The 19897-nt window shown below is 63.3% G+C and carries 17 protein-coding genes; 8 read left to right on the top strand and 9 right to left on the bottom strand.

Annotated features, from left to right (window positions below; all coding sequences use genetic code 11):
- The first annotated feature begins 24 nt into the window (after positions 1 to 24).
- Both ACTJJN_RS03850 and ACTJJN_RS03845 read left to right on the top strand, forming a co-directional pair.
- Positions 25 to 1854: an SLC13 family permease gene (locus ACTJJN_RS03850; RefSeq protein WP_440780967.1), complete on the top strand. Its 1830-nt coding sequence runs from the start codon at positions 25 to 27 to the stop codon at positions 1852 to 1854.
- Positions 1855 to 1991: 137 nt separating this feature from the next.
- The gene (locus ACTJJN_RS03845) at positions 1992 to 3416 is read left to right on the top strand and encodes a diguanylate cyclase (protein ID WP_440780966.1); all 1425 of its coding nucleotides are present in this window, start codon (positions 1992 to 1994) and stop codon (positions 3414 to 3416) included.
- A 1-nt stretch (position 3417) separates the two neighbouring features.
- Here the strand turns inward: ACTJJN_RS03845 and ACTJJN_RS03840 are convergent, their stop codons facing one another.
- Complete coding sequence (locus tag ACTJJN_RS03840; RefSeq protein WP_440780965.1) at positions 3418 to 4179, bottom strand: sulfite exporter TauE/SafE family protein; 762 nt, start codon at positions 4177 to 4179, stop codon at positions 3418 to 3420.
- A gap of 98 nt (positions 4180 to 4277) precedes the next feature.
- Here ACTJJN_RS03840 and ACTJJN_RS03835 point away from each other — a divergent pair, with 98 nt between their 5' ends.
- A complete protein-coding gene (locus tag ACTJJN_RS03835; protein WP_017148232.1) occupies positions 4278 to 5183 on the top strand; it encodes a LysR family transcriptional regulator in 906 nt (301 codons plus the stop codon).
- 387 nt (positions 5184 to 5570) lie between these two features.
- On the opposite strand, the gene ACTJJN_RS03830 is transcribed toward ACTJJN_RS03835, so the two are convergent.
- Complete coding sequence (locus ACTJJN_RS03830; protein WP_014756044.1) at positions 5571 to 5756, bottom strand: hypothetical protein; 186 nt, start codon at positions 5754 to 5756, stop codon at positions 5571 to 5573.
- Between the two features lie 350 nt (positions 5757 to 6106).
- On the opposite strand from ACTJJN_RS03830, the gene ACTJJN_RS03825 reads away from it, so the two are divergent.
- A complete protein-coding gene (locus tag ACTJJN_RS03825) occupies positions 6107 to 6292 on the top strand; it encodes a hypothetical protein (protein ID WP_003251104.1) in 186 nt (61 codons plus the stop codon).
- 171 nt (positions 6293 to 6463) lie between these two features.
- Here the strand turns inward: ACTJJN_RS03825 and ACTJJN_RS03820 are convergent, their stop codons facing one another.
- The 6 genes from ACTJJN_RS03820 to nicC form a co-directional block, all read right to left on the bottom strand.
- Positions 6464 to 7756 carry an OprD family porin gene (locus ACTJJN_RS03820; protein WP_014756042.1) on the bottom strand — a complete coding sequence of 431 codons (1293 nt, stop codon included), beginning with the start codon at positions 7754 to 7756 and terminating at the stop codon, positions 6464 to 6466.
- Between the two features lie 139 nt (positions 7757 to 7895).
- Positions 7896 to 9209 (bottom strand): MFS transporter, encoded by a 1314-nt coding sequence (locus tag ACTJJN_RS03815; protein WP_014756040.1) that lies wholly within the window; start codon positions 9207 to 9209, stop codon positions 7896 to 7898.
- 208 nt (positions 9210 to 9417) lie between these two features.
- On the bottom strand, positions 9418 to 10059 hold the full coding sequence (locus ACTJJN_RS03810) for an N-carbamoylsarcosine amidohydrolase (RefSeq protein WP_003251109.1): 642 nt from the start codon (positions 10057 to 10059) through the stop codon (positions 9418 to 9420).
- A gap of 15 nt (positions 10060 to 10074) precedes the next feature.
- Entirely contained in the window at positions 10075 to 10827 is a 753-nt protein-coding gene (locus tag ACTJJN_RS03805; RefSeq protein ID WP_003251112.1) for a maleate isomerase, read from the bottom strand.
- A gap of 13 nt (positions 10828 to 10840) precedes the next feature.
- Positions 10841 to 11647, bottom strand: coding sequence for an N-formylmaleamate deformylase (gene nicD, locus ACTJJN_RS03800; RefSeq protein ID WP_440780963.1), 807 nt, complete (start codon positions 11645 to 11647; stop codon positions 10841 to 10843).
- On the bottom strand, positions 11644 to 12792 hold the full coding sequence (gene nicC / locus ACTJJN_RS03795) for a 6-hydroxynicotinate 3-monooxygenase (protein WP_014756037.1): 1149 nt from the start codon (positions 12790 to 12792) through the stop codon (positions 11644 to 11646). The genes nicD and nicC overlap by 4 nt, the downstream gene beginning before the upstream one ends.
- Before the next feature lie 322 nt (positions 12793 to 13114).
- Between nicC and ACTJJN_RS03790 the strand changes: the two genes are divergently transcribed.
- The 4 genes from ACTJJN_RS03790 to ACTJJN_RS03775 all read left to right on the top strand — a co-directional run bounded on the left by ACTJJN_RS03790 (position 13115) and on the right by ACTJJN_RS03775 (position 19185).
- Positions 13115 to 14167: a 2,5-dihydroxypyridine 5,6-dioxygenase gene (locus ACTJJN_RS03790; RefSeq protein WP_004577272.1), complete on the top strand. Its 1053-nt coding sequence runs from the start codon at positions 13115 to 13117 to the stop codon at positions 14165 to 14167.
- A gap of 70 nt (positions 14168 to 14237) precedes the next feature.
- Entirely contained in the window at positions 14238 to 14714 is a 477-nt protein-coding gene (locus ACTJJN_RS03785) for a MarR family winged helix-turn-helix transcriptional regulator (RefSeq protein ID WP_003251120.1), read from the top strand.
- A gap of 437 nt (positions 14715 to 15151) precedes the next feature.
- The gene (locus ACTJJN_RS03780; protein WP_012051873.1) at positions 15152 to 15625 is read left to right on the top strand and encodes a (2Fe-2S)-binding protein; all 474 of its coding nucleotides are present in this window, start codon (positions 15152 to 15154) and stop codon (positions 15623 to 15625) included.
- On the top strand, positions 15622 to 19185 hold the full coding sequence (locus ACTJJN_RS03775) for a molybdopterin cofactor-binding domain-containing protein (protein WP_012051872.1): 3564 nt from the start codon (positions 15622 to 15624) through the stop codon (positions 19183 to 19185). The genes ACTJJN_RS03780 and ACTJJN_RS03775 overlap by 4 nt, the downstream gene beginning before the upstream one ends.
- A gap of 3 nt (positions 19186 to 19188) precedes the next feature.
- On the opposite strand, the gene ACTJJN_RS03770 is transcribed toward ACTJJN_RS03775, so the two are convergent.
- A complete protein-coding gene (locus ACTJJN_RS03770; protein WP_012051871.1) occupies positions 19189 to 19827 on the bottom strand; it encodes a TetR family transcriptional regulator in 639 nt (212 codons plus the stop codon).
- Positions 19828 to 19897: the final 70 nt, after the last annotated feature.

Here is a 19897-nt window from a genome sequence, read left to right as displayed (position 1 = left end):
CGTGTGAAGGAACACCCCCTCCCCATGAACCATGAGTTGCTCTGGGTCCTCGGCCTGCTGGCCATCGTGATTACCCTGTTCGTCATCAACCGCCCACGCATGGACGTGGTCGCGCTGCTGGTGATTCTCGCCCTGCCACTACTCGGCATCCTTACCGTGGAACAGGCCCTGGCCGGGTTCAGCGACCCCAATGTGGTGCTGATCGCCGCCCTGTTCGTGATTGGTGAAGGCTTGGTGCGCACCGGCATTGCCTATCGCATCGGCGAATGGATGAGCGAGCGGGCCGGCAATAGCGAGGCGCGCCTGCTGGTACTGCTGATGGTGGCGGTGGCCGGGCTGGGATCGATCATGAGCTCCACCGGCGTGGTGGCCATCTTTATCCCGGTGGTGCTGAGCATCGCTGCGCGCCTGCAGCTCTCACCCAGCCGCCTGATGATGCCACTGGCTTTTGCCGGCCTCATCAGTGGCATGCTCAGCCTGGTCGCCACACCGCCCAACGTGGTGGTGCACAGCGAGCTGGTACGCCATGGCGAAGCAGGGTTCAGCTTCTTCAGCTTTACCCCGTTCGGCCTGGTGGTGCTGGTGCTGGGCATCGGGTACATGCTGCTGACCCGCCACTGGCTCAACGGTGAAGTGCGCAAGGACGGCCAGGTGGAAAGCCGCCGCACCTTGCTGGACCTGGTCCTGGACTACAAGCTCAACGGCCGTGAACGACGCCTGCGCATCCGCCCTCAGTCGCCGCTGATCGGCCACAACCTTGGTGAGCTGAAACTGCGCACCAGACACGGCGCCAACGTGATCGGTATCGAGCGCCAGCACAAGTTCACCACGCGCGTGATCGCGGCCGACTCGGGCACCGTGTTGCATCAGGGCGACGTGCTGCTGCTCGACCTGTTCGCCAAGCATGACGACCTGCGCAGCCTGTGCCAAACCATGCAACTGGAGCCGCTGCACTTCAAGGCCGCCTACTTCATCGATCAATCCCAGGATTTGGGAATGGCTGAGGTCTCGCTGCCACCCGGCTCGCAGTTGATCGGCAAGAGTATTCTCGAACTGGCGTTTCGCACCCGCTATGGCCTTAACGTGGTTGGCCTGCGCCGCGATCAGGCCGCTATCGAAGAGCAACTGGTGGAAGAAAAGCTGCGCCTTGGCGACACCCTGCTGGTGGTCGGCCCATGGAAGGCGGTACGCCAGTTGCAGAGCAAGCCCAAAGACTTCCTGGTCCTGAGCCTGCCCGCCGAGATCGACCTGGTCGCACCAGCCCGCACCCGCGCACCGCAAGCGTTGCTTAGCCTGGCGGTAATGGTCGGGCTAATGGTCAGCGGCGCCGTACCCAATGTCATTGCAGCGCTGATCGGCTGCCTGCTGATGGGCGCAGGCCGTTGCATCGACATGAACAGTGCCTACCGCGCCATCCACTGGCAAAGCCTGGTGCTGATCGTGGGCATGCTGCCCTTCGCTCAGGCGCTGCAGAAAACCGGCGGCATCGACCTGGCGGTGGGTGGGCTGGTGAACGTGCTGGGTGGTGCCGGCCCCAGCGCCATTCTTGCCTGCCTGTTCACCGTCACCGCAGTGATCGGGCTGTTCATTTCCAACACCGCCACCGCTGTTCTGATGGCACCGGTGGCTGTCAGCACTGCAGCGCAGCTGGGCATGTCGCCCTACCCGTTCGCCATGACCGTCGCGCTGGCCGCGTCGGCGGCATTCATGACGCCGGTGTCATCGCCGGTCAACACGCTGGTGCTTGGGCCGGGGCAATACCGCTTTGCTGACTTCGTCAAGATTGGCGTGCCGTTCACCGTGCTGGTGATGCTGGTTACCGTCGTGATGGTGCCGTGGTTCTTCGGGTTGTGAGGAAAGCGGCCAGGAATAGAGGCAATTTGACATTATCGCAGCCAATCGCGGCAGATTGACATCAACCACCCTGACCCAACACACTGCGGGTAATTGTCCCAGGTGCTCTATCGCGTTGTCCTGGATTTCGTTTCCGCTTGCCGGTCGAGTTCATGGTTTTTCCAGCCCAATCGCGCGTGTTGCCTTATGTCGTTGTACTTGGCGTGACCTTCGCCCTCACCCTGGGCGGCATCCTGGCACGCCCGATCGAATCGCTGTCGCTGTTCTGGCCAGTGAATGCGGTACTGGCCGGCGTACTCCTGCGCTACCCCCGTCAAGCCACGTTTACGGGCTTTTGCCTGGTGTGGCTGGCCATGGTGGGGGCCGACCTGCTGTGTGGCAGCGCCTGGGGGCCGGCTCTGTGGTTCAACCTGTGCAATCTTGGCGTGGTGGTCACCCTCTGGCAGCTGATGTCGCGCTTGCCTCGCATGCACCGGCGCATGCGCAGCCCGCGTGGCGTGCTTAGCGTGTTCGCTGCCTGCGCCGCCGCTGCCATGGTGGCGGCCAGCATGGCAGCGGTAATGGCCGCACCGTGGTTCGAACAGTCGTTGCGCGCCACCTGGCTAGCCTGGTTCAGCGAACAGTTCTCGACCGGTGTGCTGGTACTGCCGGTGCTGCTTACAGCGCCCTCGGTGCGGGCCTTGGTGCGCGGCGGCGCGCAACCCATCCGCCTGGCGCCGTTGCTGGTGCTGCTGGCCTCGCTGGCATTCAGCATCGCCTTTGGTGGCCCTGGGGCCATTGCCTTCCCGATTGCCGCGTTACTGTGGTGTGCCTGGACCTACTCACCGTTCCTGGTTTCATTGCTGACGCTCACGGCCGGCAGTACGCTGATTGTGGCTGTGGCGCAAAACCTCATGCATTTCAGCGTGCCGCAGAGCGAACCTGGGGTTACCACGCTGATGTCGGCGCGCCTGGGCATCGCCATGCTGGTGCTCGGGCCGCTGGTGGTGGCCTGCGTCAGCCAGGCCAACCGTAGCCTCATGGCCCGCCTGGCGCACCAGGCCACCGTCGATCACCTCACCGGTGTGCTCACCCGCAGCGCCTTCACACGCCGCGCCAACGCGCTGCTGGAGAGCCGCCAACAGCACGCCCAGGCGCTGCCGCTGACCCTGATGATGCTGGACATCGACCACTTCAAGTCAATCAACGATGCCCACGGCCATGCAGTCGGTGACCAGGTGCTGCGCCAATTCGCCAGCACCCTTCAGGACCAGCTGCACAACGATGAGCTGATCGCACGCCTGGGTGGCGAAGAATTCGTTGTCATCCTGCCTGGACTTGCGCCAGAGCGGGCCAACTTCATCGCCGAACGCCTGCGCCGCGCCATCCAAGACCTGCACGTGGCACAGGCCGACCAGCGCCTGCAGATTACCGTGAGTATCGGTGTGGCAGGCTGCGACGCAGACATGCCGGCCCCCAGCCTCGACGAACTGCTGGCGAGTGCCGACCAGGCGCTGTACCGGGCCAAGGCCCGGGGCCGCAACCGCGTCGAACAGGCCGAAGCACAGCGCCTGGTGATCTGAGCTAGCCGGCCAGCAGGTCCCACGACAGCTTGGCGATCAGCACACACAACAGCACCAGGAACAGCCCGCGGACAAACCCGGCACCCTTGCGTACCGCCAGCCAGGTACCGGTCAACGCGCCGAGAATGTTACACACCGCCATGGGCAAGGCTATGGCGTACAGCACGTTGCCCGTCGGCACGAAGAACACCAGCGCCGCCAGGTTGGTGGCAATGTTCACCACCTTGGCCGAAGCCGAGGCGTGCAGGAAGTCCAGGACGAAGAAGCGGATGAACAGGAAGATCAGGAAGCTACCGGTGCCCGGGCCGAACAGGCCATCGTAGAAGCCGATAGCGCCGCCGATCAGCACTGCCAGGCACTGCTCCTTGCGGCCGACCTGGGCAGGTGTGTGCAAGGTGCCGAAGTCCTTCTTGCAGAAGGTGTAGACAGCCATCAGCACGATCAGCACCAGCACCGCCGGGCGCATCACGCTGGGGGGTACCAGCGACACCGTGGCGGCTCCCGCGAACGACATGACAAAGGCACTGAGTGCCGCCGGTACGATCAACCCCCAATCCAGCGTCACTTTACGGATGAACGAGCGGGCCGCGAAGGCCGTGCCGCACACGGACGCCAATTTGTTGCTGCCGAGCAATGCGGCCGGTTGCGCGGAGGGCAATACGTTGAACAAGGCCGGGATCTGGATCAGCCCGCCGCCACCCACCGCAGCGTCGATCAACCCAGCGGCGAAGGCGAACACAGAAAGCACAGCAATATCCATCATGACGCGGTTCCAGGCAGTGAAGACGCCTGCAAGGCTAATCAAAGTGGCACACTTGTGTTGAAATGCCATATTGCGATAACTGCAACGAGGAGCAGGCAATGGCACTGGACATGCTGCGGGAAATCCAAGCGTTCGTCAGCGTGGCACACAAGCGCAGCTTCGTTGCTGCCGCCCGCGCCCTGGGGCGTTCACCCAGCGCAGTTACACGCGCGGTGCAAACCCTGGAAGACAATGCGGGAAGCAAACTGCTCAACCGCAACGCCAACGCCGTCACCCTGACCGAGGCCGGCGAGCGCTTGCTGCCGCATGCCGAACGCTTGCTGGATGTGCAACGCGATGCAGCCGACGAATTGGCCGCGCTCAGCGGCAACGCCCAAGGCTGGATTCGCTTTGCCGCGCCGCAACTGCTGGGAGAGCATGTGCTACCGCAAGTGCTTGCCGAGTTTTCCCGCCGCCACCCTCAGGTGACCCTGGACGTGCAGTACAGCGACGAAGCCCTTGACCCGCTGCAAGGTAAATTCGATTTCGTGGTGCGCGGTGCCTTTCCGCAATCGAGCGAACTTATCGGCTACCCGCTTTGGCCCTACCAGCGCCACCTGTATGCCAGCCCGGCATATCTGGCCCTGGCTGGCACACCGCAACACCCGGAAGACCTGGATGGCCACACCTTGATCCTGCATACCGCGCCACGCATCCTCAAGGCCTGGCACTTCTGCCACGATGACCAGATCACCAGCCTGCGCCCCAGGCCCAGGCTTCGCTTGGGCTCAGGAGGCGCGGTATACCACAGCACCCTGGCTGGCGCCGGCATCGCCCGCCTTGCCGCCTGGGTCGGCGAAGCACAGGTCAAGGCCGGCCGCCTGGTGCGGGTGTGTCCGCAATACCGCCTGACGTCCAGCAGCGGTCAGGACCCACAGATGCACGCTGTGTACCCTGCCGGCGAGTTGCCGACGCGGGTACGTGACTTGCTGGCAGCCATACGCCGAGCCGGCCCGCTCCACTGAAACAGGCCATAAAACAACTGTTCAATTTCTGCTCAATTTAACAGAGCCCGCCGCGGGTCTGGCTTGCAGCACTTTATCCACAGACCTACCCACGTTTTTTGTGGACAGATTTCCCAGCGTAAAGAACGACTTATCGCACAAGCAGACACGCCGAATTGGCCAACCTGACCCGCTCGATCCACGCCTGCGTACCGCGCGTATCGACGCCAAGGCCAAACACCACCGAGTGCGCGGCGGCGGGAGGCTACACGAGGACTTTGCACTTGAGAATGACGTGCACCTACTGCTGATCCAGCAGTGCAATCAAAGAGATTATCGGCCATTTGCCGATGGATTGGGCCCGTCGCTTGAAGTGGACGGGCCGCGCAGGGGAAAACGCAGTTGAACTCAGCTTGGCGGAATGGTGCCAAGAATACCAATCAGAATGGTCAGCAGCAGAAAACCACCCAGGAACAGCGCCAGCTTGCCCATTGGAACCTCTACAGTTGTGATGCGGGAATGGGCACATTGTCGAGCTTGGGCTGATACGGTTACAGATTCAGGTTTATGGAAAAAAAGCGGATCAGATGTCATGCGCAGATGCCGCTGGGCTGGATTCAGCCGCAGTGGTTGACGCTGAGCACGTGTCGCTCGCGGGCGGGCAATTGATACATGAAGTTTCTAAACACGCCTCCAGCTTTGCGCAGTACCTGCGTTCAGTGCGCGGCCCCTCGAAAGCGCCTGAACCCAGCCAATACGGTAGATTGAGCTTGCTTGGGGGGACACGATCTGAAACACGGTTTGTAGGATTGTTTACCGCACTCTGTAGGAAATGGCGTGGCAATGAGTCTTGCCTGTATGAAACATCAGTTTCTCCGGCAAATTCGAGCTGCTACGGTCCATTTTTCCTACAACGGTACGGAAGCCTACAGCGTGAGAAAAGCATGGACTCGTTCAAAACCTCTGCACTGAAGTTGCAGAAAAATCTGCTTAACCTGCGCGTTGAGCGTGAGCGCTTAAGAGGTGAAGGCAAGGACAAGGAAGCGGATCAACTCACTGGGCCGATCGCGCGGTTTGAGGAGGCCCTTCGGCAACTGCCGGATAGCCTGAAGCCCGACACCTTGCAGTGACCTGCAAGCGCAATTGTCATGTTCCACAGCTCAGACCTCCCCATCATCATGCAGGAGCAGCCTTGCGCTGCGAAGAGGGCGGTAAGGCAAACGACTGCCTTAGGCAGTTATTGCTTCTTCGCAGCACAGGGTTGCTTCGGGAACCGAGCTGGCGCCGGGCCATCTACCCCCTCAGAACACCTTGATCGTGTAACTCAGAATCAAGCGGTTCTCATCGATATCTGTCCGGTAGTTGGAGCGCGCCATCACGTTGCGCACCCGTATCCCAAGCCCGGCCAACGGCCCGCTTTGCACCACGTAGGCCAGGTCCAGGTCACGCTCGCGGTCACGCCCTTCAAAGCCCAGCCCTGTTTCCACGTCTCGCCCCTTTACATAACGCAGGGTCGACGTCAGCCCCGGAAGCCCCAACGCGACAAAATTGTAATCATGGCGCACCTGCCACGAGCGTTCACCCGGCGCCGAGAACTCATAGGTCGGCAGCGTATTACCCATCGGGTTGGTGTTGGCGCCTACCTGGATAAAGCCGTCATCCCCGCCGATCTGCTGATAGCCCACATAGAAGGTATGCCCGCCGGTCTTGGCCGAGAACAGGCTGAACAGCGCATGGTTATCGTAGTCGCCAGCCACCTTGCTCCCGTCCTCGCGGGCATCGAAGTAGCCGGCATTGACCCCCAGCGTCCAGCCCCCGATCGGCTCGGCATGCTTGAAGCTGTAGAAGCGCTGCTGGTAGATATCCTCCAACTGCGCCTGCCAGACACCGACGCTGGTACGGTTGTCGTTGAAGGCATAGTCGGCACCCACGTAGTTGAACCGATCGCTGGTAAAGCGCGCCAGCCGCGCCGGGTTGATCGGATCGTTGACCAGCGCGTACATCTTCTGGCTGTTGGACGAGTCGCGCAGGCTGGTGGAGCGGAACTGCCCGGCGCTCAGGGTCAACCCGGCGAACTCGCGCGACTCCAGCATCGCGCCCTGGTAAGTCGGCGGCAGCAGGCGCAAATCGCTGAACAGCAGCACCGGCAGGTTGGGCATCAACTCGCCCACCTTCAGCTCGGTTTGCGACACCTTGAACTTGATCGCCGCACCCAGGCGGCTGTATTCGTCCGCCGACTTGCCGCTGTCCAGGCTGGGCAGCAACCCGGACCGGGCATGTTCCGGGCTGCTGTCGAGCTTGAAACCCAGCAGGCCGGTAACATCCACACCCACGCCAACGGTGCCCTGGGTATAACCGGAGCTGGCATTGAGGATAAACCCCTGCGCCCATTCCTGGGTACGCGACTGGGTGCTGGCGCCCTTGATATCGGCATAGTCGCGGCTGAAGAAGTAATTGCGCGCCTGCAGCGTGGCGCGGGCACCTTCGATGAAACCGGCCTCTTCTGCCGTGGCCTCTGCACACAAAGCGGCGGCAATACAACCGCCGGCCAGGCGTGCAGACGAAGAAAAACGCGGCGCAGTGAAACCTTGCATAAGGGCTACTCCTGGATTTGGGCAACAGCAACCCGGCGCGGCGGCACTGCATGGCCACCGGCGTGCGGGTTGCATCGAGAGAGGTCGGCAGGCGGGCCCCCGGCCCGCCTGCCCTGCCGTTGCGCGAAGCGCTGGGCCGCTAGCGGTTGACCAGCTTGGCCGGCAAGGCAATGACCAGGAAGCAGCTGAGGATCAGGCAGCCGGCAAACACCCACAGCGCAGCGTGCGAGGTGCCGGTGAGGTCGGTGACCACGCCCATCAGTGAGTTGCTCACCAGGCCGGCGATGTTGGCTACCGAACAGGCCAGGGCAAAGCCGGTGGCGGCTGCGGTACCTTTGAGGAAGGTCGCCGGCAGGCTGAAGAACACCGGCACCGCGCCGATGATCGCCGCCGAGGCAATGGCGAACAGCACCACGGTCATCACCAGGTTCTGGCTGAACAAGGTGCTGCTGGCCATGGCGATTGCACCAATGATGAACGGCACGATGATGTGCCAGCGGCGCTCGCGGTGGCGGTCGGAGCTGGCCCCGATCATGAGCATGCCGGCCAGCGCGGCCAGGCTTGGAATGGCCGTGAGCAGGCCGATATGGAAGGTGTCGCTGACGCCCGCATCGCGGATGAAGGTCGGCATCCAGAAGCCCATCGCATAGGCGCTGAGCAGGATCGAAAAGTCGATACCACCGAGCATCCACACCTTAAGGTTGAAGAAGCCATCGCGGAAGCTGTGTTTGCTGTCCTTGCCCTCGGCATCGTCGGCGGCCAGGTCTGCCGCCAGTTGTGCCTTGTCGTCAGCCGACAGCCACTTGGCCTGCTGAAAATGGTTAGGCAATGCCCAGAACGTGAGGATGCCGAGCAAAACGCTGGGGATCGCCTCCAGCAGGAACAGCCACTGCCACCCATGCAAACCTTGAACCTGGTCGAAATGCCCCATGATCCAGCCAGAAATCGGCCCGCCAATCACGCTCGACAACGGCAGCCCGATCATGAACAGGGCAATGATGCGCCCGCGGCGATAGGTGGGGTACCACATGGTCAGGTAGTACAACACGCCTGGCAGGAAGCCGGCCTCGGCCGCACCCAGCAGGAAACGCAGGATATAGAACTGGGTGGTGCTGGTGACGAACAGGGTGCAGGCCGACAGCAGGCCCCAGGTGATCATGATGCGGGCGATCCACAGCTTGGCGCCAACGCGCTGCAGGATCAGGTTACTCGGCACTTCGAAGATGATGTAGCCGACGAAGAACAGCCCTGCACCCAGGCCATAGGCCGCTGTGCTGAACTGCAGGTCTTCGAGCATCTGCAGCTTGGCGAAGCCGACATTGATGCGGTCCAGATAAGCTGCGAGGTAGCAGAAACACAAGAAGGGGATGAGCCTCCAGGTGATCTTGCTGTACAGCGCTTTCGTGCCATGGTCGATGTCACTGTGGACCGTGGTTGCATTCGCAATTGGCATTTCCTGTCTCCTGGCGGGCGACTTTGTGGTTGTTTTAAGGCCAGCAGTTTTCGACGCGCCGGGCACGCCGCGCATTCTACGCGGCGAGCCTGGACAGCGCCTGAAGACCCCGAGTGCTCCTGCGGGGCGACCACCCGGACAGCAGGCGGTCATGGACGGGCTTCCCGCACCGGTCCTTGATTGTTATTGGATAGGCGCTGCCCGGCGTTCAGCCGGCCAGGTGCCTGAGTTGCTGCATGGCATCCTGCCGGGTGACGACATCGCCGTACTTGCTGTCGATGTCGAACAGGTTGGCTTCGTGCGGGTCGCTGTGGCGGTCACCGACACACTCGCGCACCACGATGGTTCGAAACCCGTGCTGCATGGCATCCACCGCACTGGCGCGGATGCAGCCGCTGGTCGAGCAGCCAGCCAGCACCACGGTATCTACCCCCTGTGCATGCAGCAGCGGGGCCAGGCTGGTGGCGAAGAAAGCGCTGGCGTACTGCTTGCTCAGCACCACCTCCCCTGCCTGTGGCGCAACGGCCTCGCAAAAGGCTGCCAGCGGGTTGCCTTCGACCATGTCCTTCATCACCGGCGCCTTGCGCACCCACACGCCGCCGTCAGCAAAATGCGGCGGCTGGTAACGGATGTTGGTATGCACCACCAAGGTACCGCAGTCGCGGGCCAGCGCCAGCAGGCCGGCGGCCTGCTCGACCGCTGCGACCACGCCCGGGGCGTACAGCGGTGCGCCCGGGGTGGTGTAGCCCTGCATGAAGTCGATCATCAGCAGGGCCGGCTTGCGGCCAAAGCCGATGCGCTGGCCCCACACGCCCTGGTAGTTGTCACGGGCGCTTTGTGCGTCGCTCATGTCCGTCTCCCGATTTCAGTAGGCGCCCGACAGCAAGGCACCGGCGCCCGGCACGATCGGCTCCAGGTCCAGCGCCTTGAGCATGGCGTAGGTGGTCGCGATTGCAGCGGTGACCACCGGCTTGCCGGTTTGCGCCTCGACCTTGGCCACTGCCGGCAGCGATTGCATCTGCACGCACGCCGACAGCACCACCACATCGACGCCTTCAAGGTCCATGCCGGCGACGATGCCCGGCAGGTTGGCCGGGTCGTGACGGGCCACGGCGAGGTTGTCGGGGATTTCCAGCGCGCGCCAGTCCTGCACCTCGAAGCCTTCCTCGCGGATGTAGTTCACCACCAGCTCGGTCAGCGGCTTCATGTACGGTGCGACGATGGCAATGCGCTTGGCCTTCATCACATGCAAGGCCTCGACCAGCGCCCCGGCGCTGGTGATCACCGGTGCCAGCGCATCATTGTCGGCGGTGGCCTGCTGCAGGCGCTTTTCAGATTGGCGGTGATAGCCCAGCCCCATGGCCATGATCGCCACAAGGCAGGCATAGCCCAGCACATCGACCTTGGCGTCAGACAGCTCCACTGCGCAGCGGTCGGACTCGGCGTCCATCGCGGCCAGTTCTTCCTTCTTCACCTGCTTCATGCGCATGCGGCTGGAATGGAAGGTGAACCGCTCGGGGCGGATCGCCTGGCGCGCGTTGAGCATCGCCGGAATTTCGGTTTCCATGGTGGTGTTCGAACTCGGCACGATCTGGCCGATGCGGTATAGCTGGGTCATGTCTCGTGCTCCGTCAGACGAGGGGGTGGTCGAGGAAGTCGCCAAAGGCGGCGAAGAAACCGTCCAGGTCATCCCAGGGGATCATGTGGCCGGCGTTGTCCACGTACGCGACCTGGATATCCGGCTTGAGCTCGCGCATTTCAGCAATGTCACGGGGCTCGATCACTCCACCCCGCCCGGCCACCATCAGCAATGCCGGCTGGCGCACCGCGGGCAGGTACTGGTGGATATCGACCACGTGGAAATCATCGAAGGCCCGCACGATCGCCGGCTCGTAGCAGGTGTGCAGCCACTCGGCACGCAGGGCCAGCTGCTCGTCGCTCCAGGTGGCACAGAAGGCGCGCATGTCATCGCCGCTCATGCCAACCGTGGCTTGGCGGATCGAATCGACGTACCACGGCAACTTGCTCGGGTAGGCGCGGCGGCCCGGCCCGGACACCGGTGGGTCGACCAGCACCAGCCGCTGCAGCCCCGGCGCCCCTTGGGCGGCAGCGCGGATGGCAAAACGCGCCCCCATCGAGTGCCCGACCAGATGGTAGCCATCCAGGCCCAGCGCTGCGGCAAAGGCGGGAATATCCGCAGCACAAGCGTCGGTACCGTAGTCCAGGTCGGGGCCGCTTGAAGACAAGCCGCGCCCGCGCACATCCAGCACATAGGTGTCGAAATACTGCCCAAGGCGCTCGGCAACAAAGCCCCAGGTGATCGCTGGGCTGGTGATGCCCGGCACCAGGATCAGCGCATGGCCCTTGCCGCCATAGCGCAGGTAATGCTGGCGGATGCCATTGGCGCTCACGTTACCGCCAGCGACGAAGGTGCTCATGCCGCCTCCCCGCTTTCAAGCTGCTGCCCATAGAGGTCGTAGCCGTAAACCCAGGCTGGGTCTTCCTGGGTGTAGAGCCAGGTGTTGGCGTTGGATACCGATTGCACCTGCGATGCCCGCTCTTTACGGTTGGCCTCGTAGAGGGCGAACGCCGTGCGGTGGTCGGACAACCCGGTCTCCTGCAGGCAGCGGGTCAGCATGGCCGCGTCCTCGATGGCCATGCACGCGCCCTGGGCCATGTGCGGTTTCATCGGGTGGCAGGCGTCGCCCAGCAGCACCAGGCGGCCACGGCTCCACAACGGCAATGGGTTGCGGTTGCGCAGCGGCCACTTGGTAATCGATTCGGTAGCGTCGATCAGCTTCTGTACGGTGGGGTGGTAGCCTTCGAAGGCTGCGCGCATTTCTTCCTGGCTGCTGTCGACGAACGCACCCTGGAAGTCCCAGGCTTCATGTGGCACGCCGGTGACGAAGTAATACTCGTCGCGCTTGCCGGTGGTGTAGTAGACCATCATGTGGCGGTCTTCGGACCACCATTTGACGCAGGGCTCGAACACATCGGCATGCGGTGCCAGGTTCACCCCGCGAATCAGTGCACGGTGCGCGACCCAGCCGCTGTAGATCGGCGCTTCAGCCCCCAGCAACGCTTCACGGATCTTCGAATGGATGCCGTCGGCCCCAATGACGATGTCGGCCACGGTGTGGGTGCCGTCGGCGAAGTCCAGGCGCACCTGGTCACCTTCGTCGACGATCTTTTCCAGGCGCTTGCCGAAGTGCACGGTGCCCGGCTGGATGGCCTCGATCTGCAGGGCGTGCAGGTCGCCACGGTGGATGGTGATGTAAGCGGCGCCGTATTCGCGGCGGGCAAACTCGCCCAGCGGAATGCGCGACAGGTAATCACCGGTATTGCCGTCGCGGCTGAACCAGAAGTCCGGGTGCGAGCCCATCAGCTCCAGCTTCTGCTCCAGCCCCATGCGGCGGAAGATTTTCATCACGTTAGGGCCGATATGAATGCCCGCGCCCAGGCGGGTGAACGCCGGAGCCTGTTCGAATACCTCGACATCGAACCCGGCCTGTTGCAGCAACGTGGCGGCGGCTGCCCCACCCAGACCTGCACCGACGATTGCGATTTTCTGCCTACCCCGCATGGGTATGTCTCCTCTTGTTCTGATAGGTGGCCAGCGGTTCAACCGCCTGACGATTTAGAGCGTATACGCTACAAATGACCTTTGAAAAGAGCCCGCTGAAAATATTTTTCAAACAGCTGATCGAAACAACACTCGGCTTATTGTTACCGTAAATACTGGGTGATGTGTGGATATGTAACGTTTGAACAGATAACTTGCGCTCGCTGGCAGGATGCGTTTTCATCTGCAAAAGTAGGGTGTACACACTATTATTTTGCACCGAGATGAAGCACCAGGCACTGCCATGGTGCGCCCCCTGTCAACGCCACCCAGGAGAACCCCGATGCCGGTGAGCAATGCACAACTGACCCAGATGTTCGAGCACGTACTGAAGCTGTCTCGCGTGGACGAAACGCAGAGCGTGGCCGTGCTCAAGAGCCACTACTCCGACCCGCGCACGGTCAACGCCGCCATGGAGGCCGCCCAGCGTTTGAAGGCCAAGGTGTATGCGGTAGAGCTGCCGGCGTTCAACCACCCGACCGCCATGGGCAACGACATGACGGCCTACTGCGGCGACACCGCGCTGACCGGCAACCTGGCGGCGCAGCGGGCGCTGGAAGCAGCCGACCTGGTCGTCGACACCATGATGCTGCTGCACTCACCCGAGCAGGAGCAGATTCTCAAGACCGGCACGCGCATCCTGCTGGCCGTGGAGCCACCCGAGGTGCTGGCGCGCATGCTGCCGACCGAAGACGACAAACGCCGGGTGCTGGCTGCCGAAACCCTGTTGAAACAGGCGCGCAGCCTGCATGTGCGGTCCAAGGCCGGTAGCGACTTCCACGCCCCGCTCGGCCAGTACCCGGCCGTGACTGAGTACGGCTATGCCGACGAACCGGGGCGCTGGGACCACTGGCCCAGCGGCTTTCTGTTCACCTGGCCGAACGAGGACAGCGCCGAGGGCACGCTGGTGCTGGACGTGGGCGACATCATCCTGCCGTTCAAGAACTATTGCCGCGAGCGCATCACCCTGGAAATCGAAAAAGGCTTCATCACCGGCATACATGGCGGCTTCGAGGCCGAGTACCTGCGTGACTACATGAAGTACTTCAACGACCCCGAGGTATACGGCATCTCGCACATAGGCTGGGGCCTGCAGCCGCGCGCGCAATGGACGGCCATGGGCCTGCACGACCGCAACGATGGCATGTGCATGGATGCCCGTGCGTTCTACGGCAACTTCCTGTTCTCCACTGGCCCCAACACCGAGGTCGGTGGCAAGCGCAAGACCCCGTGCCACCTGGACATCCCGCTGCGCAACTGCGATATCTACCTGGATGACAAGGCGGTAGTGCTGGCCGGCGACGTGGTTGCACCAGAGGAGTCGCGAGCGCGATAGGGGTTATACTGGCCGGGCGCTCCGCTATTGGCGGCCGGCCAGCCTCTTTCCACCCAGCCCAAGCCATCCTATGTCGAAAAAAACCACCCCCAGCAGCGCCCCGCTCGACAACACCCCCTACGACGTTACCGAACAGGTCGGGCACTTGCTGCGCAAGGCCTACCAACGGCACACGGCGATTTTCCAGCAGCAGGCCTGCGACCCGCAGCTTACCTCGATCCAGTTCGTCACCCTGTGCGCCCTGCGCGACCACGGCCCCAGCTCCCAGGCCGAACTGATCAAGGCCACCGCGGTGGACCAGGCAACCATCCGCGGCATCGTCGAGCGCCTGAAGGCGCGCGAGCTGGTGCAGCTTTCGCCAGACCCAGGCGACCGGCGCAAGGTCATCGTCGAACTCACCGAGAGCGGCGCGGCCTTGCTCGATGCAATGATCCCCTGCGCCCGGCAGATCAGCGAACTGAGCATGGGCAGCCTGAATGCCGGTGAACGCGTAGCCATTTTGTACCTGCTGCGCAAGATGATCGACAGCGACGAGAACGCGGGCTGAAATTTATTGTGACTGCCGCGGTGGCCGTCACAGAGACGCGGCCTGAGAGATCGAGCACATAGCGAGCAAGCTCGCTCACATTGGACACGCATCGGTGGTTGGACACAGGCCGCCGTAGGCGCGGGTTCACCCGCGAATGGGCCGGTCCTGCTGGCCAATCTCCACCCGCCGATCACCGTTGCCGCCGCTACCGTATTCGCGGGTAAACCCGCTCCTACACACACGCATCGGGGTTCGGCACAGCGCGATGCGCCGCGCGGGCGGCGCTCGATTTCCCAGACGCCGACAATCTTCCTCCCTGCCCCCACCACAGCGCTCTGCAAATTCATCTCTGGCCTGCTTCTTGCTCACTCATTTCATGTAGTGAGTACTTACCGAAACGCTTGCGTCATTTGAGTCCTTTGGTAGCGCAAGCAACCTTCAGAGATGAGCCAATAATGCAAACAACCATCTCCCTGCAGGTCAACGGCCAGCCCGTCGAAGTCAGCGCCATGCCTGACACCCCACTGCTGCTGATCCTGCGCAACGACCTGTCCCTGAACGGCCCCAAGTACGGCTGCGGCCTGGGCGAGTGTGGGGCGTGTACGGTGATCATCGATGGCGTGGCCGCCCGCTCCTGCGTCATCCCCTTGGCCGGCGCCGCCGGCCGCGATATCACCACCCTCGAAGGGCTGGGCAGCAAGGCCGCTCCGCACCCGGTGCAACAGGCGTTCATCGACGAGCAAGCGGCCCAGTGTGGTTACTGCATGAACGGCATGATCATGACCGCCAAGGCCCTGCTCGACCGCATTCCCGAGCCCAGCGACGAACAGATTCGCAATGAGCTGTCCGGCAACCTGTGCCGCTGTGGCACCCACGTCGAAATCCTGCGCGCCGTGCGCCGCGCTGCCGAGACCCGGAGAAAGCCATGAACCACTCACAACAGGTGCCCAGCCGCGACCAACTGCTGGCCAAGACCGGCGTGTTGCTGATCGTCGACCAGATCACCCCACCCTCAGGCCCTGTGGCCAAAGGCGTGACACCTCCAGCCAAGGAACGTGAGCTGGCGTTGTTCATCGCGGTCAGCGACGACGGCATGGTCTACGCCTTCAATGGCCATGTCGACCTGGGCACTGGCATCCGCACTTCGCTGGCGCAAATCGTCGCCGAAGAGCTGGACCTGCGCATGGACCAGGTGCACATGGTGCTGGGCGACACCGAGCGGGCACCCAACCAGGGCGCGACCATTGCCAGCGCCACCCTGCAGATTTCCGCGGTACCGCTGCGCAAGGCCGCAGCCACAGCGCGACGCTATCTGTTGCAACAGGCCGCCCTACGCCTTGGCTGCCCGCCCGAAATGCTGCGCATTGAAGACGGCACGGTTATCGCCAGTAACGGCAGCACGCTGAGCTTTGCCGAACTGGTGCAAGGTGAGAACCACCGGCTGCACATTGCCGAGGACGCCCGACTCAAGGCCATCGAGGACTACCGCCTGGTCGGACGCAGCGCCGCACGGGTAGACATCCCAGGCAAGGCCACCGGCGAGCTGACCTATGTGCACGACATGCGCCTGCCCGACATGCTTCACGGTCGGGTCATCCGCCCGCCCTATGCCGGCCATGACAGCGGCGACTTTGTCGGCAACAGCCTGCTGGCGGTGGATGAATCCTCCATCGCCCATCTACCCGGCGTGGTCGCCGTGGTGGTCATCCGCGACTTCGTCGGCGTGGTGGCAGAGCGCGAAGAGCAAGCCATCCGTGCAGCCCATGAGCTGAAAATCAGCTGGAAGCCATTCACAGGCAAGCTGCCCGACCTTAGCGATGTCGCCCAGGCCATCCGCGACAACCCGCGCGTGCAGCGCACCGTGCTGGACCAGGGCGATGTCGACGGCGGCATCGCCAATGCCAGCCAGCGCCTGAGCCGCAGCTACCTGTGGCCGTACCAACTGCACGCATCGATCGGCCCATCATGTGCGCTGGCCGACTTCACCGCAGGGCAGATCCGCGTGTGGTCAGGTACGCAGAACCCGCACCTGCTGCGCGCAGACCTGGCCTGGCTGCTGGCGTGCGACGAAGCACGCATCGAGATCATTCGCATGGAGGCAGCCGGCTGTTATGGCCGCAACTGCGCCGATGACGTGTGCGCCGACGCGGTGCTGCTGTCACGTGCGGTGCAGCGCCCGGTGCGGGTGCAGCTGACCCGCGAACAGGAACACGTGTGGGAGCCCAAGGGCACCGCGCAGCTGATGGAAATCGACGGCGGCCTGAACGCCGATGGCAGCGTGGCCGCCTATGACTTCCAGACCAGCTACCCGTCCAATGGCGCGCCCACCCTGGCCCTGCTGCTGACCGGTGCCGTGGAACCGGTGCCGGCGCTGTTCGAGATGGGCGATCGCACGTCGATCCCGCCTTACGATTACGAACACATGCGCGTCACCATCAATGACATGACGCCACTGGTGCGCGCCTCGTGGATGCGGGGGGTGTCGGCCATGCCCAACAGCTTCGCCCACGAGTCGTACATTGATGAGCTGGCCTTCGCCGCTGGCGTCGACCCGGTCGAATATCGCCTCAAGCACCTGTCCGACCCGCGCGCCATCGACCTGGTCAAAGCCACCGCTGAACGTGCGCAATGGCAGCCACATACCCGGCCCATGCAGACACAGGCCGAAGGTGATGTGCTGCGCGGCCGGGGTTTTGCCTATGCGCGCTATATCCACAGTAAATTCCCCGGCTTCGGCGCGGCCTGGGCAGCCTGGGTGGCTGATGTCGCGGTGGACCGGCGCACAGGCGAAGTCGCCGTCACCCGCGTGGTGATTGGCCACGATGCCGGGATGATGGTCAACCCCGAAGGTGTGCGTCACCAGATCCACGGCAACGTCATCCAGTCCACCAGCCGGGTACTCAAGGAGCAGGTCAGCTTCGAAGAGTCGACAGTGGCGAGCAAGGAATGGGGCGGCTACCCGATCCTGACCTTCCCCGAGGTGCCAGCTATCGACGTAATGATGCTGCCGCGCCAGCACGAGCCGCCAATGGGCAGTGGCGAGTCAGCCTCGGTACCCAGCGCAGCGGCCATCGCCAATGCCATTTTCGACGCCACCGGCATTCGTTTTCGCGAGCTGCCGATCACTGCCGAACGCGTGCGCGCTGCGCTCGGTGGCGAAGGCCAAGGGCCAGATGCACCCGCGCCAGCGCAGCCGCCAACCAAGCGTTCGAAGTGGTGGTTCGGCTCGCTGGCCGGGGTGTTCGGCGCCGCATTGGGCATGCTTGCCACCGCCTTGCCCTGGCGCGCCGAAATCGCCCCGGTAACGCCACCGGGTGTCGGCAGCTGGAGCGCCGCCATGCTCGAGCGCGGGCGCCAGGTGGCGGCGGCCGGCGACTGCGCCGTGTGCCATACGGTCGGCGGCGGCAAGGTCAATGCCGGGGGGCTGGCAATGGGTACGCCTTTTGGCACGTTGTACAGCACCAATATTACCCCCGACCCAGAAACCGGTATCGGCCGCTGGTCCTTCGCCGCCTTCGAGCGGGCCATGCGCGAAGGTATCAGCCGCGATGGCCGGCACCTGTACCCGGCGTTTCCCTACACCTCGTTTCGCAACATCAACGACGCCGACATGCAAGCGCTGTATGCCTACCTGATGTCGCAGACCCCGGTACGCCAGGAAGCGCCCGCCAACCAGATGCGCTTCCCGTTCAACCAGCGGGCGCTGATGGCCGGCTGGAATGCGCTGTTTCTGCAACGCGGCGAATACCAGCCCGACCCGCAGCGCAGCGCACAGTGGAACCGCGGTGCCTACCTGGTCGACGGCCTGGGCCACTGCACGGCCTGCCATTCGCCGCGCAACCTGATGGGCGCAGAAAAAGGCGGTAGCAGCTACCTTGCCGGCGGCATGGTCGATGGCTGGGAGGCCCCGGCCTTGAATGCCCTGGCCAAGTCATCGACGCCGTGGAGCGAAGACGAGTTGTTCAACTACCTCAGCACTGGCTTCTCCGAAAAACATGGCGTGGCGGCCGGCCCCATGGGCCCGGTGGTCAGTGAGCTTGCCACCCTGCCAAAAAGCGACGTGCGCGCCATCGCCCACTACCTCAGCTCCCTGGATGGCGAGCCGCAGGCACTGGCCGCCAATGCCGCGCCTCAGGTGGACTCGCCAGTGTCGCTGAGCAACGGCGAGCGGGTATTCAAAGGTGCATGCCTGGCCTGCCACAGTGATGGGCTGGGGCCGAAGCTGTTTGGCGTCAGCCCGTCGATGGCGGTCAACAGCAACGTCCATAGTGACCTGCCGGACAACCTGCTGCGCGTGGTGCTGCACGGCATTCCGACCCCGGCAACCCGCGACCTGGGCTACATGCCCGGTTTCAAGGACAGCCTGTCGGACCGCCAGGTAGCCGACCTCGCGGCCTACCTGCGCCATCGTTTTGCCGCCGACAAACCGGCCTGGCAAGGGCTGGCGTCCAAGGCTGCGCAGGTACGCGCCAACCCTGGCAGCCACTGAGGCTCAGCGGCGCAAGCCGCGCAGCGCAAGGTCACTGATGAAGGCCAGCCAATCGGCCTTGGCCTGCTTGTCGGCCAGGTCCACGGCCAGGAACGAGCTGAGCGTATGGCGGTTGGAGTTATAGAAGTAGCAGAGCGAGGCAATCATCAGGTAGGCGTGGGTAATGCAGATATCGTCGCGGAACAGGCCCTTTGCTTGTCCGGCCTCGATGATCGGCCGCAGCACGCCGACCGCTTCGCCGGACAGCGCCCTGAGGTTTTGCGACTTGCGCGCGTGCAAGCCCTGGTGAAGGTTTTCGGTGGCGAGGATGGTGACGAATTCGGGGTGGCGCACATAATAGTCCCAGATAAACGCCACCAGCTCGCGCAGGGCCTGCTCAGGGTCGGCGAGGTCGAGGCGCAGCTTCGCTTCGGCCTGGTTGAAGCTGGCATAGATGTGCTCCAGCACACTGATGAACAGCTTTTCCTTGCTGCCGAAGTAGTAATAGATCATCCGGTCGTTGGACTTGGCCAGTGTGGAGATCTGCTCGATGCGCCCACCAGTGAAGCCTTCCTTGCTGAAGACCTTCACTGCGGCCTTGAGAATATTGTCCCGGGTGCGGTCGGCCTGCTGGGCGCGAACACCGGTTTTGCGAGTTTGCATGTCGGTCCCTGTGGGGCTGGCCAGATACCCAACACTGCCACAGACATTGAGCCATTGCGCGGCTTTTTCG

The sequence above is a fragment of the Pseudomonas sp. 22515 genome (assembly GCF_052044625.1).
GTDB lineage: Bacteria > Pseudomonadota > Gammaproteobacteria > Pseudomonadales > Pseudomonadaceae > Aquipseudomonas > Aquipseudomonas alloputida.
The sequence above is the reverse complement of the archived record's forward strand: the minus strand, read 5'-3'. Positions and strand labels throughout refer to the sequence as shown.

What these genes read in the sequence shown, in the direction of transcription:
- ACTJJN_RS03850 (WP_440780967.1), top strand. Translation starts at nt 25, where the DNA reads ATGAACCATGAGTTGCTCTGGGTCCTCGGCCTGCTGGCCATCGTGATT.
- ACTJJN_RS03840 (WP_440780965.1), bottom strand. Translation starts at nt 4,179, where the DNA reads ATGATGGATATTGCTGTGCTTTCTGTGTTCGCCTTCGCCGCTGGGTTG.
- ACTJJN_RS03835 (WP_017148232.1), top strand. Translation starts at nt 4,278, where the DNA reads ATGGCACTGGACATGCTGCGGGAAATCCAAGCGTTCGTCAGCGTGGCA.
- ACTJJN_RS03830 (WP_014756044.1), bottom strand. Translation starts at nt 5,756, where the DNA reads ATGACATCTGATCCGCTTTTTTTCCATAAACCTGAATCTGTAACCGTA.
- ACTJJN_RS03825 (WP_003251104.1), top strand. Translation starts at nt 6,107, where the DNA reads ATGGACTCGTTCAAAACCTCTGCACTGAAGTTGCAGAAAAATCTGCTT.
- ACTJJN_RS03820 (WP_014756042.1), bottom strand. Translation starts at nt 7,756, where the DNA reads ATGCAAGGTTTCACTGCGCCGCGTTTTTCTTCGTCTGCACGCCTGGCC.
- ACTJJN_RS03815 (WP_014756040.1), bottom strand. Translation starts at nt 9,209, where the DNA reads ATGCCAATTGCGAATGCAACCACGGTCCACAGTGACATCGACCATGGC.
- ACTJJN_RS03810 (WP_003251109.1), bottom strand. Translation starts at nt 10,059, where the DNA reads ATGAGCGACGCACAAAGCGCCCGTGACAACTACCAGGGCGTGTGGGGC.
- ACTJJN_RS03805 (WP_003251112.1), bottom strand. Translation starts at nt 10,827, where the DNA reads ATGACCCAGCTATACCGCATCGGCCAGATCGTGCCGAGTTCGAACACC.
- nicD (WP_440780963.1), bottom strand. Translation starts at nt 11,647, where the DNA reads ATGAGCACCTTCGTCGCTGGCGGTAACGTGAGCGCCAATGGCATCCGC.
- nicC (WP_014756037.1), bottom strand. Translation starts at nt 12,792, where the DNA reads ATGCGGGGTAGGCAGAAAATCGCAATCGTCGGTGCAGGTCTGGGTGGG.
- ACTJJN_RS03790 (WP_004577272.1), top strand. Translation starts at nt 13,115, where the DNA reads ATGCCGGTGAGCAATGCACAACTGACCCAGATGTTCGAGCACGTACTG.
- ACTJJN_RS03785 (WP_003251120.1), top strand. Translation starts at nt 14,238, where the DNA reads ATGTCGAAAAAAACCACCCCCAGCAGCGCCCCGCTCGACAACACCCCC.
- ACTJJN_RS03780 (WP_012051873.1), top strand. Translation starts at nt 15,152, where the DNA reads ATGCAAACAACCATCTCCCTGCAGGTCAACGGCCAGCCCGTCGAAGTC.
- ACTJJN_RS03775 (WP_012051872.1), top strand. Translation starts at nt 15,622, where the DNA reads ATGAACCACTCACAACAGGTGCCCAGCCGCGACCAACTGCTGGCCAAG.
- ACTJJN_RS03770 (WP_012051871.1), bottom strand. Translation starts at nt 19,827, where the DNA reads ATGCAAACTCGCAAAACCGGTGTTCGCGCCCAGCAGGCCGACCGCACC.